A 12796-nucleotide genomic window follows, 5' to 3' on the forward strand; every position below is an offset into this window, starting at 1 on the left:
GGCTTTGGCGGTGACGCCAGGGCGGCGAAATGGTCGGAATCGCGCCCTGAGTTCACCCGCGACGCCGTAGGTTCACAGCCAAAGCCGTAGGTTCACAGCCAAAGCCGTCAGTTCACAGCCAAAGCATTAGATCCCCGAGCCGGGGTTCAAGATGCCCAACGGGTCGAGCGCCTGCTTGATCCGCCGGTTCAGGTCCATCACGTCGGGCCCGAGGTAGCCGGCCAGCCATGGGCGCTTCAAACGTCCGACGCCGTGCTCGCCGGTGATCGTCCCGCCCAACCCAACGGCCAGGTCCATGATTTCGCCATAGGCCAGGTGCGCGCGCTCGGCAACGGCGGCGTCGGCCGGGTCGTACACCAGCAGCGGGTGAGTATTGCCGTCGCCGGCATGGGCGATCACCGAGATCATCAGGTCGCGCTCCTCGGCGATGTGCGCGATCCCGGTGACCAACTCGCCCAGCGCCGGCAGCGGCACCCCGACGTCCTCCAGTAACAGCGATCCCTTGGCTTCGACCGCCGGTATGCAGAACCGCCGGGCCGCGACGAACGCCTCACCCTCGTCGGGGTCGTCGGTGGAAAACACTTCTGTCGCACCGTTTTCCGCGAATACCGCCGCCATCACCTCGGCGTCGTCGGCGCTCGCCCGTCCCCGTTCGTCGGAGCCGGCCACCAGCATGGCCGCCGCCGAACGATCCAGGTCCATCCGCAAGGTGTCCTCGACGGCGTTGATCGCGACCTGATCCATGAACTCCAGCATCGACGGGCGAAGCCGTGCGGTGACCCCGAGCACCGCATCGACCGCCGACCCGACGGAGTCGAAGCTGGCCACCACGATGCTCGACGTATTCTGTGCGGGCAGCAGTCGCAGCGTCACTTCCGTGACGACGCCGAGCGTGCCTTCGCTGCCCACGAATAGCTTTGTCAGGCTCAGTCCCGCAACATCTTTCAACCGCGGGCCACCGAGCCGCACCGCTGTTCCGTCGGCCAGCACCACCTGCATGCCCAGCACGTAGTCGGTGGTGACGCCGTACTTCACACAGCACAACCCGCCGGCGTTGGTCGCGATGTTGCCGCCGATGCTGCAAATCTCGAACGACGACGGGTCGGGCGGATACCACAGGCCGTGTTCCGCGGCGGCCTTCTTCACCTCGGCGTTGAACAACCCGGGCTGGCATACCGCGGTACGGGTCACCGGGTCGACGGTGATGTCGCGCATCTTCTCCGTCGAGAGCACGATCCCGTCATCCAGTGCGGTCGCCCCGCCGGAAAGGCCGCTGCCGGCACCGCGGGTCACCACCGGTACCCGATGAGCCGAAGCCCAGCGCAGCACGGTCTGTACTTCTTCGGTGCGCCGCGGCCGGACCACGGCCAGCGGCTTGCCGGCCGCGGGGTCCAGAGCGCGGTCTTGCCGGTAGCCCTCGGTCACCGTGGGATCGGTGACCACCATCCCCTCGGGCAGATCGGCGATCAGGCCCGCCAGCAACCCGTCGTTCACGGCCTGATCCTAGCCGCAAGATCCGGCCGCGAACTCCGGCGCTTTGTCCAGCTCGCGCAGCGACGGCAGCCGGGTACAGATCAACCCGGTGACCACGATCGGCATCGCGAGCGCCATGAACGTCACCTTCAGCCCGGCCGCGTCGGCCAGCGGACCGGCCAGCAGCAAACCGAACGGTCCGGCGGCATAGCCCAGCGATGCCATCACGCCGACCACCCGCCCGCGCAGATGTTGCGGCGCGCGGGTCTGCATCACGTAGTTGTAGATCGGCTGGATCGGCCCGTAGACCATGCCGATCAGCGCGCACAACGCCAAGATCACCGGCAACGGCGGCAGGGCCGCGATCACGGCCGTCGCCACCCCGAAAGTGAGCACCGCGGTCAGCATGATCGTGCGCCGCGACGCATACTTCGACAGCCGCGGATAGCCAAGCGCGCCGACCAACCCGCCGACGGACAGCGCCATCAATACCGACCCCAGCTGCGCGGGTTGCTGACGGTCGCTGAAGTATTTGGGAAACAGCACGCTCTCCATCGGCAGGTAGAGCGCGGTCACGGTCAGCTCGATCAGCGCCAGCACGCGCAGCACCCGCAGACTCCACACGAAACGCAGCCCCTGTGCGACTCCGGACACCAGTCCCTGAGGCCGGCTGGCGATCTGCGGCCGGCCCGCCCCTTCAAGCCGCAAAACCGAGATGGCCAGCAGTGACAATGCGAATGCGCCTGCGGTGATCCACATCGTGGTGATGCCGCCGACCGTGGCGATCATCACGCCCCCGATGCCCGGGCCAACGAGAAAGGCCAGGTTGAGGATCGCCTCATAACTGCTGTTGACCCGGTCCAGTGACCACCCGGCCCGAGCGGCGGCCTCCGGCAACATCGACTGACGAGCGGTGATTCCCGCCGGGTCGAAGGCCGCCGTGGAAGAGGCCAACACCACTAGCACTCCCAAGTTGACCGCCTGCGGACCGAACGCCGACGCCACCAGGGGCACCGCTGCGACCGCCGCCGCCGACAGCGCGTCGGAGACCATTGACACCCGGCGACGACCGAAGTAGTCGACGGCGGCCCCGGCGACCAGGGTGGAGAACAGTAGTGGCAGCGTCGTCGCGCCGGCCACGATGGCAGCCTGCCCGGCGCTGCCCTCGCGCTGCAGCACCAGCCACGGGAAGGCGACCAGCGAGATGCCGCCTCCGGCGCACGCCGTCAACGTCGCGAAAAGGAGTAGAAATGCCGGGCCACGGCTGCTGTTGCTCATGGGATATCGCGGCTGAATGTAGCGTCGACCCGCCGAGGGAGGCCACTGAATTAATCCGCGGCAAAGCCGGAATGCAGGATGTTCGTGTGCTCCCGCACCCGAATACCGGCCAGGCGTTTGCCTCTCCGGTTGCTCCCGGCAGCGGCTGGCCGGGTGAACCCGCGACGGCGCAGACGCCGGTAGCCGCCGACGCTGCCCAAGTCGCGACGCTGGCGCAGCGGGCGGCCACCCTCGCCGAGCTCGACGCCACGATCAGCGTGTGCCGGGCCTGCCCTCGGCTGGTCAGCTGGCGCGAGGAGGTTGCCGTCGTCAAGCGGCGCGCCTTCGCCGACCAGCCGTACTGGGGACGGCCGGTGCCGGGCTGGGGAGCTGAGCGGCCGCGGTTGTTGATCGTCGGGTTGGCGCCCGCCGCGCACGGCGCCAATCGCACCGGCCGGATGTTCACCGGCGACCGTTCCGGCGATCAGCTGTATGCGGCGCTGCACCGGGCCGGGCTGGTGAACCAGCCGACTAGCGTCGATGCTGCAGATGGCTTGCGGGCCAACCAAATTCGCATCGTCGCGCCGGTGCGATGCGCACCACAGGGCAATGCCCCGACGCCGGACGAGCGGATCACCTGCTCGCCCTGGCTGGACGCGGAGTGGCGGTTGGTGTCCGACGACGTCCGGGCGATCGTGGCCCTCGGCGGGTTCGCGTGGCAGATCGCGCTACGCGTGACCGGTGCCGCCATCAAGCCCAAACCGCGATTCGGTCACGGCGCCGTCGCCGAGCTGCCATCCGGCGTGCGTTTGCTCGGCTGCTACCACCCGAGCCAACAGAACATGTTCACCGGTAGGTTGACTCCGGCGATGCTCGACGACATTTTCACCGCTGCCCGCCAGGCGGCAGGGATTGAGTGGGGACCACGTGACTGACGTTCTGGTTTCCGGCGCCAGCGTTGCCGGTATGACCGCCGCGTATTGGCTTGCGCGGCACGGTTATTCGGTGACAGTTGTGGAGCGACACCCGGGCCTGCGGCGCGGCGGTCAGGCAATCGACGTGCGCGGCCCGGCATTGTCGGTGTTGGAACGCATGTCGCTGCGGGCCGCCGCCGACCACCTCCGCACGCGCATTCGCGGCGCCTCGATCGTCGACCGCGACGGCAACGAGCTCTCCCAAGACACCGAATCGACGCCCACCGGCGGGTTGATCACCAGCCCCGACATCGAGCTACTGCGCGATGATCTCATTGAATTGCTCTACGACGCAACGAAACTCAACGTCGAATACCAATTCGACGACAGCATCGAGGCGTTGCAGGACGACGGATCTGCCGTGGCAGTCACCTTCGAACAGGCCGGCGCCCGCAGCTTCGACCTGGTGATCGGGGCCGACGGCTTGCATTCCAACGTCCGCAGGCTGGTGTTCGGCCCGGAGGAGCAGTTCATCGAGCGGCTCGGCACCCACGCGGCGATTTTCACGGTGCCCAACTTCCTGGAGCTGGACTACTGGCAGACCTGGCACTACGGCGACTCCAGCATGGCCGGCGTCTACAGCGCCCGGAACAACACCGAGGCCCGAGCCATGCTCGGCTTCATGGACAGCGACCTGCGCATCGACTACCGCGACACCGAAGCGCAGTTCGCCGAGCTGGAGCGACGGATGGCCGACGACGGTTGGGTCCGCCCGCAGCTACTCGAATACATGCGATCCGCCCCGGACTTCTACTTCGACGAGATGGCCCAGATCAAGATGGACCACTGGTCGCAGGGCAGGGTGGCGCTGGTCGGCGACGCCGGTTATTGCTGCTCACCGCTGTCCGGGCAGGGCACCAGCGTCGCGCTGTTGGGTGCCTACGTGCTGGCCGGCGAACTCAAGGCCGCCGGCGACGACTACCAGCGCGGCTTCGCCAACTACTACGCCGAGTTCCACGACTACGTCCTGCGCAACCAGTGGCTGGTCGTCGACAACATCCCGGGCGGCGCGCCGATTCCGCAGGAGGTGTTCGAGCGGATCGTGCGCTCGATCGAGCTCAAGGACTACTGACTGGCCGCCGGGAACGTTCATGCGACTCCTGGCGTTGACGCCAGCGTGCGTCTTTCCGTGCTTGATCTCGTCCCGGTGCGTACCGACCAGTCCACCAGGGATGCGCTGGCGGCCACCGTACGGCTGGCCCAGACCGCCGACCGGCTCGGGTTCACTCGCTACTGGGTCGCTGAACACCACAACATGCCGTCGGTGGGCGCGACCAGCCCGCCAGTGCTGATCGCTTACCTGGCCGCGCAGACCTCGCAGCTGCGTCTCGGGTCGGGTGGGGTGATGCTGCCGAACCATGCGCCGCTGGCGGTGGCCGAGCAGTTCGCGCTGTTGGAAGCGGCCGCCCCGGGACGCATCGACCTGGGTATCGGCCGCGCGCCCGGATCCGACCCGGTGACGTCGTATGCCCTACGCGGCGGCGGTGACGATCGTGACATCGAAAACTTCCCGGCCTACCTCGACGACGTGGTGGCGCTGATGAGCGCCCGCGGCGTGCGGGTCCCGCTGCGCTCCGGCGACTACACACTAAAGGCCACCCCGGCGGCGGTCACCGAACCGCGATTGTGGTTGCTGGGGTCGTCGATGTATTCGGCGCATCTGGCCGCCGCCAAGGGACTGCCCTACGTGTTCGCGCATCACTTCTCCGGCAAGGGCACCGAAGAGGCGCTCGACCTCTACCGCTCCCGATTCCGGCCCAGCGACCTGGCCGCCGAACCCGTGACGTTCTTGACCGTCAACGCCGCGGTGGCCGAAACGCGGGAGGAGGCAACGGCCTTGATCCTGCCGAACCTGCACACGATGGCGCGGCTGCGCACCGGGCAACCACTCGGACCGGTCCCGCTGGTCGAGGAGGCTCAGGCCGCGCAGCTGACCCCGGAACAACAGCGCATCGTGGACAACGGGCTGCGAAAGGCCGTCGTCGGCTCACCCCAAGAGGCCGCCGAACAGCTGCGCGCACTCGCCCAACGGTTCGACGTCGACGAGGTGATGGTGCACCCGGTCGCATCGGCCCGCTGCGGCACCGACCCGGCGTCCGCGCCGGCCCGGATCGCGACGCTGGAGCTACTCGCCAAAGAGCTGTTCTAGGCCGTTCCGCTGGGACGGACCGGCAGCAGGCGCGGGCGTCTGGCCGGCGATCCACTCCCGCAGGTCGTCGGCGGGCAGCGGCGGGCTATGCACGAAGCCTTGGGTGATGGTGCAGCCATACCGCCGCACGGCGGCCAACGTGACGTCGTCCTCGACTCCCTCAGCGACCAGATCGGCGCCGAGGCTGTCTGCCAACGCGACCGTGGACCGCACGATGGCAACCGATCGCGGGTCGTGCGCCAGCCGGGCCACGAACACTCGGTCCAGTTTCAGCTCGTCGACCGAGACGTCCTGCAGGCGCGCCAGTGACGACCATCCGGTGCCGTAGTCGTCAAGAGAGATGCGGACACCGAGGCGCTGCAGAGCCGCGACGGTGTTACGGGACCGCACCGAGTCGGCGAGGGTGCTCTCGGTGATCTCGATGATGAGGGCGTCGGGCGACAAACCGTGGGTTTGTAGCAGCCCCTCGATGGTGCCTACCAGGTCAAGGTCGAGCAGATTCGTTGTCGAGAGATTCACCGCAACGGTCAGCGCCAGACCTTCATCGCGCCAGGACTGGATCTGTTCGAGGGCCTGGTTGACCGTTCGGGTGGCCACCTTGCGCATGAGCCCGGCCCGCTCGGCGGCGGGCAGGAACTCCTCGGGCAGCAGCAGCCCGCGGCTGGGGTGGTGCCAGCGCAACAGTGCCTCGACACTGTGTACGCTGCCGTCGCTGGCGTTGATCTTGGGCTGATAGTGACAGGTCAGCTCGTCGCCGCTGACCAGCGCGGCGCGTAGTTCCTCCATCAGGTTGGGATCGTTGTCGCGATACAACTCGAACGTCGGCTCGTATACGACGATGTTGCTGGTGGCGGTTTTGCCATGCGGAATGGCCGTCTCGGCGCGATTCAGCAACTCCTGCGGATGGTCGCAGTGGTCGGGACATAGCGCGATCGCGATGCGCGCGTCGACTTGCACCGTGATCGGATCCAGCACGACGGGCTCCCTCAACGATTCGAGCAAACGGCCCGCCTGGGCGCGCGCGGTGATGAGATCCGCTCCCTCAGCAAGCAGGATCGCGAACTCGTCATCGCCCACGCGCGCAAGCAGATCCTCCCGACGCACATTGCGGGCCAGCCGATCCGCGATGTGACACAACAGCTCATCGCCGAATCGCTTACCGACCGAGTCGTTGATCTCGTGGAACTCGCAGAGATCGAGCAACAACAGCGCTCGCCGCGATGGTCCCCTGGTCGCCAGCCCGGAGCCGGACAGCATCGAGCGAGCACTTGAGGACACGCCCGACGCCTCGGTCAGGGCCGTTGCCAGCGAGCGCCGGTTGGGTAGCGCGGTCAACTCGTCGGTCATGGCGTGCTTGTGGCTCTCGGCCATGACGCTGACGTCGTGGAAGGTCACCGAGAACCTTGCGGCGACCGCGATCAGGCTCAGTGCGGCCAACGTCGCCGCGAGCCGAGAGTCGTGGCCCAGGATAGCGACCGTAAGCCCCACCACCGTGGATACCACCGGCGTGGCATAGGATCCCAGCCCGCGTCTCGGTAGCGGCGTGGCCGACGACCACGACGCCCAGCTGGCCATCGCCACCAGCAGTGACGACGCCGGCCAACAGGCGTCGAGCCAAGTGCCAACCCGATACGAGCCGGCCGAGGTTTCGAACAGGTAGACGGTGTCGCTGACCGCAAACAATATGAACCCGGCAACCAGCAGCCCCCAGCGAAATTCTTTGCGCCAGCCCAGGATCGGCAGCATCCCCGCGGCCAGGGCCAACAACACCAGGTCTCCCCACGGGTAGATCATGCCCACCAGCACGGTGGCCGGTGTGCGGGTGGCGGCGGTGTGGATGGGTCCGGCCGCCAGCGCGGCGCCCACGGCGGCCATGGCCAACCCGGAAACCAGCGAATCCAGCCGAACCGGAGCGGGCACCCGCTTCAGGCGCGATCGCATGAGCAGCAAGAGCCCGGTGTAGACGAGCGGATAAAACGCCAGATACAGCGGATCGGCCGCCGATGGCGATTGGGCTGGCGGCACCCACAGGGCGTACACAACGTCGCCCATTGCGGAACAGGCCATGCCCCCTGCGATCACAGTCCAGGCCAAGCGATCGGCCGCTACCCGGTGCGCGCGCACAGCGATCAACCCGGCCGCAAACAGGTTCAACGCCGGATATAGGTAGTTGGCGAAGAACACATCGTGCCGACCCGGCCGGGCAAAGAGGCTCCACGTTGTGAAGACGACAACCCCGATCGCCAAGACTGTCAAGGCAATTCGGATTGCCATCGGGGGCCAGCGAATACCGTGTGGTCCGTCGGTCGGGTGGTCTTGCGTCGGCCCCTGTGGGGGTGACAACGTTCTGAGCGTCCGGGCGGCAGTGTTCTCGGTTTGGGGCTGGCCGGCTCCTTGCTTGGCGTGCGAGCCCGCCTCGGCAAACTGCGGCTCCAAATAAGGGAATGGCAAGTCCGGGACGAAACTGCGAATACATTGGCCGCCTTCGCGTTTGGCGGCATACATGGCCAGGTCGGCGTGCCGGAGCAGCTCGTCGACGGTACACCCTGCGGTAGCCACGGTGAACCCGATTGCTGGGACGAATCATGAGCGGGACGCCGTCGATCACGATCGCTGTGCCGAACGATTCCAGGACTCGATGGGCTGCCGCGTGCGATTCTTCGACGGAACCTTCGATGAGGACCGCGAATTCGTCGCCACCGATGCGCGCCGCCGTGCCAGTTTCTCCCAGTGCAGCGGTGAGTCGTCCGGCGACCCGGATGAGCAGCTCGTCGCCTGCCGGGTGTCCCAGCGCATCGTTGACCGACTTGAAGTTGTCAAGATCGAGACACAACACCGCAATCGATGCGTCGTCCCGGCGCCGGCGATCCACGGCTTGTTCCAATCGATGGCGGAAGTGAGCTCGATTCGCCAGACCGGTCAGGCTGTCACGAAAAGCCTCTTGTGCCACTTCGGTCAGCAGGCCCTGGTTTTCGAGAAGGACGACGAACTGTCGGACGAGCACCGCGACCACCAGGATTCCCAGCGCGAGCAGAATCGGCCCGTGCTCCATATGATGCACCGCACGGCCTAACCCGAGCGCGGCGGCAAGCACCAGCGGCAGGTATGGCAGCCAGAGCCGGGCGGGAGAGGAGATCGCGTCCTTCGACGCCGCCACCGGCGGGGATTCGTTGACGCTGGACAGCGCCGCCAACGCCAGCATTCCCAACCCGGCCACCCGCGTCAGGTCCACCAGATCGCCCGCGTGATAGGTGCCGATGCCGCTCGTGAATACCACCAGAATGTCGGCGCCACCGATCGTCGTGATTCCGCCGGCTAACAGGCCCAGGCTGTGGCGTCCGTCCGGTCGATCCCGCGACAGCACCACGATGGCGGTTGTCACGACAACGACATCGATGGAGGTGTGCACCACCGTCGTAAGCCACGCGCTGCTGTCCTCGCGGATCACTTTGGCGATGACGAATACCCACGAGACCACGAACAGCGAACTGGCCACGATGACGCCGTCCAGGACCGATCGCCACAGATTGCGGTTAGGGGGGCCGGGCAACAGCACCAGCGACGCGATAGCGCCTGCCGGATACAAGAGGAGGATGGCTTCGGCCACAGCCGGATGAGTGGCGTGATCAAGTTCGGGGCGCACGTCATACACCGCCCAGATGACCTGACCGACCGCCCAGCCGACCAGGCCTGTCGCCAGCGCCGCCCATCCAGCTCTGCGATAACCGCTCGCGGCGTGAGCAGCTCGGCCGGCGCACACGGCGGTGAATACCAGACAGAGCACCGATACGACGTGGTCCACCGATCGGGGCGCGAAGGCGCCGTGCCACCCACCGAGAGAGGCGGCGGCGACCGACGCAGCCGCGAGGCCATATCCTCCGACCACGGCGCAGCTGGCACCCATGGTTATGCCGGTGAACGGGCACGGCAATCCCGTCCAGCGCTTCATTCCCTGCTCCCGGCCTGCTCAGGCTCACAAACGCGTGTCCGCTGGTGAAGTACGAGTAGCTCCACCAACCGCCCTAGCAGAATAGACTGCAGCGCCCGCTACCGCTGGGAACGTGGCGCGGGGGTCAACGGGGCGTCAGCGCGAATACCGAGATGGGCCGTGACGTGCGCTTCTGGTAGTTGGCGTAGCGGTTGGCATTGATCTTGTTGACCAGCTGCCACATTCGCGGGTAGTCGGCATCGTCCGGAGTGACTCGTCGCGCTGTCACCGGAAATCGCCGGGGTCCGATGTTGATTTCGCAGTCGGGATGTTTGCGTAGGTTGTGGTACCAGCCCGGGTTGCGGTCGGCGCCGCCATTCGAGGCGACGATGAGGTACGAGTCGCCGTCGGGGGCATACGACAGCGACGTCGTGCGAGGCAATCCGGTCTTGGCGCCGACCGTGTGCAGCAGCAGAAAGGGCGGCGCTCCGGGTATCCGATGCCCGATCCGGCCGTTGGTCTTGCGGTAGATCATGTCGTGCAGGCGGAGTAGCTGCGCGCCCACCTGCTCCACCGGGTTGCTGGTCGGACTCATGGCACCAGTCTTACTGGCTGGTGTCGATACGTGCCAGCGCGTCGCGCAGGATCTGCGCGGTGGCCTCGCGGTCCGGGTCCCGTCGCAGCAGCAAGCCCTTGGCCACCGACAGCTTGTCGCCGTTGCGGCGGGGCAGCACGTGCAGATGGATGTGCCGCACCGTCTGGAAGGCTGCGGGACCGTCGTTGATCCCGATATTGGTGGCATCGGCCAATTCCGTCGCGCGAGCTGCCAGCGCGATCCGCCGGCCGATCGCGATCATCCCGGCCAACGTCTCGGTCGGGGTGTCGGTGAGGTCTACGGTGTGCCGTTTCGGCAGCACCAGCGTGTGGCCGCGGGTGAACGGGCGGATGTCGAGGATCGCCAGATAGTCGTCGTCCTCGTAGATCCGGATGCCCGGAGCTTCTCCGCCGATGACCGCACAGAACACGCAAGACATGTCGCCACCGTACTGCCGTGCCGGCGAGCCGCCGCAGCAGCTCGGGTTCGACCCGGCTTTTGCGTCTCGTGTCCCCGGCCGGTAATTGCCGAGATACGCTGCCGCAGTGGACACTACCGATCTGGCCTTCGCCGGGGCGGCCGCGCAGGCCCGGATGCTGGCTGACGGTGAGCTCACCGCGCCCGAGCTGCTCGAGACCTATCTCGAACGGATTGCCCGACTGGACAGCCGGCTGCGCTGTTACCGCGTAGTGCTCCACGACGCCGCGCGCGACGACGCATACATTGCGCAGGACCGGTTGGACGCCGGCGAGCGGCTGCCGCTGCTGGGCGTGCCGATCGCGATCAAAGACGACGTCGACGTCGCCGGCGAGGTGACCACCTTCGGCAGCGGCGGGCACCGCCCCGCGGTGAACTTGGACGCGGAGGTGGTCCGGCGGCTGCGCGCTGCCGGCGCGGTCATTATCGGCAAGACCAATGTGCCCGAGCTGATGATGATGCCCTACACCGAGTCGCTGACTTTCGGGGCGACCCGAAACCCTTGGCACCCCGGTCGCTCGCCGGGCGGCAGCAGCGGCGGCAGCGCCGCGGCGGTGGCCGCCGGACTGGCTCCGCTGGCATTGGGCTCCGACGGGGGCGGCTCGATTCGCATCCCGGCCACCTGGTGCGGGGTGTTCGGCCTCAAACCGCAACGCGACCGCATCTCGCTGGAGCCGCACGACGACGCCTGGTACGGGCTGAGCGTCAACGGGCCGATCGCGCGGACGGTCCTCGATGCGGCGCTGTTTCTCGACGTGACCTCGACCGTGCCCGGCCCAGAAGGCCAGTTCGTCGCCGCCGCGGCACGCGAACCGGGCAAGCTGCGAATTGCGTTGAGCACCAAGGTGCCAACGCCGCTGCCGGTGCGGGTGGGGCGGGAACAGCTGGCCGCCGTGGAGCAGGCCGGTGGGTTGCTTCGTGAACTGGGCCACGAGGTGATCACCCGCGACCCGGAATATCCGCCGGCGTTGTATGCCAATTACCTGCCGCGCTACCTGCGTGGCATCAGCGACGACGCCGACGCTCAGGCGCATCCGGAACGGCTGGAACCGGGGACCCGCACCCTGGCCCGGTTGGGTTCGTTGTTCTCCGATCGGCGGATGGAAGCGGTGCGCGCCGCCGAGGCGGCGCTGAGCAACCGGATCCAGTCGATCTTCGACGACGTCGACGTTGTCCTCACACCGGGCAACGCGACGGGCCCGCCGCGCATCGGTGCTTACCGGCGCCGCGGCGGGGTGTCGACGCTGTTGCTGGCCGGACAACGGGTTCCGTATCAGCAGGTCTGGAATTTGACCGGTCAGCCCGCGGCGGCGGTGCCGTGGGACCTCGACGCGGACGGCCTGCCGATGGCCATCCAACTGGTCGGCCGACCATATGACGAGGCGACGCTGCTGTCGCTGTCCGCGCAGATCGAGGCCGTGCGTCCGTGGGCGCACCGGCGACCGCCGGTCTCATGAGGAGGGTGTCATGATGCTCATCGTTCGATTAGTCCCGTCGGCGCTGGTTGCCGCCCTTGGCTGGGCAATCGGCATGCCGGGTCCGGCCCTGGCTGACGACAGCCTCAACGGCCACTACCAAGCCGTCGTCGACGGGTCCCGTTCCAATCAGCTGAGCACGATTTTGATCCTCAACACCAGCTGCGATCCAGCCGGCAACTGCACGGGCTGGGTGTCGACTCCGAAAACCTGGGGCGCGGCGATCAACAAGCCAGCTGGCGGTTCGTGGACCATCGAGCGCACCGACCCTGCCGGATGGACGTGCGACGACGGCAGTACCGCCGCCGCGGACCTGGTCTACACGTTCGCTCCGACGAACCTGTCCGGAGCGATCACCGCGACCAAATCCGCGGGCGGATGCAACGATCCGGGACGCCCGACAACCACCCACTCGCTCGTCGTGCAAAAGTGCGTCGACAGCCCCACCCGGGGCGTCTGCCCCTGACG

General features: G+C 67.3%; 10 protein-coding genes and 1 pseudogene. 6 read left to right on the forward strand and 5 right to left on the reverse strand.

What is annotated here, in order from left to right; all coding sequences use genetic code 11:
- Positions 1-126 precede the first annotated feature (126 nt).
- Together AC5Y2L_RS05145 and tap are read right to left on the reverse strand one after the other, a co-directional pair.
- Positions 127-1494: an FAD-binding oxidoreductase gene (locus AC5Y2L_RS05145; protein ID WP_499932829.1), complete on the reverse strand. Its 1368-nt coding sequence runs from the start codon at positions 1492-1494 to the stop codon at positions 127-129.
- 9 nt (positions 1495-1503) lie between these two features.
- A complete protein-coding gene (tap, locus tag AC5Y2L_RS05150) occupies positions 1504-2751 on the reverse strand; it encodes a multidrug efflux MFS transporter Tap (protein ID WP_499932827.1) in 1248 nt (415 codons plus the stop codon).
- A gap of 71 nt (positions 2752-2822) precedes the next feature.
- Here tap and AC5Y2L_RS05155 point away from each other — a divergent pair, with 71 nt between their 5' ends.
- From AC5Y2L_RS05155 to AC5Y2L_RS05165, 3 genes are read left to right on the forward strand one after another with little or no spacing between them, the layout of a single operon-like run.
- Complete coding sequence (locus AC5Y2L_RS05155) at positions 2823-3665, forward strand: uracil-DNA glycosylase (protein WP_499932825.1); 843 nt, start codon at positions 2823-2825, stop codon at positions 3663-3665.
- Positions 3658-4776, forward strand: coding sequence for an FAD-binding protein (locus AC5Y2L_RS05160; RefSeq protein WP_499932824.1), 1119 nt, complete (start codon positions 3658-3660; stop codon positions 4774-4776). The genes AC5Y2L_RS05155 and AC5Y2L_RS05160 overlap by 8 nt, the downstream gene beginning before the upstream one ends.
- A 45-nt stretch (positions 4777-4821) precedes the next feature.
- Entirely contained in the window at positions 4822-5853 is a 1032-nt protein-coding gene (locus AC5Y2L_RS05165; RefSeq protein WP_499932822.1) for an LLM class flavin-dependent oxidoreductase, read from the forward strand.
- Here the strand turns inward: AC5Y2L_RS05165 and AC5Y2L_RS05170 are convergent.
- Positions 5830-9055: pseudogene (locus tag AC5Y2L_RS05170) on the reverse strand (putative bifunctional diguanylate cyclase/phosphodiesterase). The gene AC5Y2L_RS05165 and the pseudogene AC5Y2L_RS05170 overlap by 24 nt on opposite strands.
- A gap of 64 nt (positions 9056-9119) precedes the next feature.
- Here AC5Y2L_RS05170 and AC5Y2L_RS05175 point away from each other — a divergent pair.
- Entirely contained in the window at positions 9120-9470 is a 351-nt protein-coding gene (locus tag AC5Y2L_RS05175) for a hypothetical protein (RefSeq protein WP_499933229.1), read from the forward strand.
- Positions 9471-9926: 456 nt separating this feature from the next.
- Here AC5Y2L_RS05175 and AC5Y2L_RS05180 read toward each other — a convergent pair whose 3' ends face one another.
- Together AC5Y2L_RS05180 and AC5Y2L_RS05185 are read right to left on the reverse strand one after the other, a co-directional pair.
- Positions 9927-10376: a nitroreductase family deazaflavin-dependent oxidoreductase gene (locus AC5Y2L_RS05180; RefSeq protein WP_499932821.1), complete on the reverse strand. Its 450-nt coding sequence runs from the start codon at positions 10374-10376 to the stop codon at positions 9927-9929.
- 10 nt (positions 10377-10386) lie between these two features.
- Complete coding sequence (locus AC5Y2L_RS05185) at positions 10387-10815, reverse strand: HIT family protein (RefSeq protein WP_499932819.1); 429 nt, start codon at positions 10813-10815, stop codon at positions 10387-10389.
- A 106-nt stretch (positions 10816-10921) separates the two neighbouring features.
- Between AC5Y2L_RS05185 and AC5Y2L_RS05190 the strand changes: the two genes are divergently transcribed.
- Both AC5Y2L_RS05190 and AC5Y2L_RS05195 read left to right on the forward strand, forming a co-directional pair.
- On the forward strand, positions 10922-12310 hold the full coding sequence (locus AC5Y2L_RS05190) for an amidase (RefSeq protein WP_499932817.1): 1389 nt from the start codon (positions 10922-10924) through the stop codon (positions 12308-12310).
- A 10-nt stretch (positions 12311-12320) separates the two neighbouring features.
- On the forward strand, positions 12321-12794 hold the full coding sequence (locus AC5Y2L_RS05195; RefSeq protein WP_499932815.1) for a hypothetical protein: 474 nt from the start codon (positions 12321-12323) through the stop codon (positions 12792-12794).
- Positions 12795-12796 lie beyond the last annotated feature (2 nt).

Source organism: Mycobacterium sp. NGS66 (assembly GCF_059812225.1).

Excerpts from the sequence above, each read along its gene's own strand:
- tap (WP_499932827.1), bottom strand. The coding sequence starts at position 2,751 with ATGAGCAACAGCAGCCGTGGCCCGGCATTTCTACTCCTTTTCGCGACG.
- AC5Y2L_RS05155 (WP_499932825.1), top strand. The coding sequence starts at position 2,823 with ATGCAGGATGTTCGTGTGCTCCCGCACCCGAATACCGGCCAGGCGTTT.
- AC5Y2L_RS05180 (WP_499932821.1), bottom strand. The coding sequence starts at position 10,376 with ATGAGTCCGACCAGCAACCCGGTGGAGCAGGTGGGCGCGCAGCTACTC.
- AC5Y2L_RS05185 (WP_499932819.1), bottom strand. The coding sequence starts at position 10,815 with ATGTCTTGCGTGTTCTGTGCGGTCATCGGCGGAGAAGCTCCGGGCATC.
- AC5Y2L_RS05195 (WP_499932815.1), top strand. The coding sequence starts at position 12,321 with ATGATGCTCATCGTTCGATTAGTCCCGTCGGCGCTGGTTGCCGCCCTT.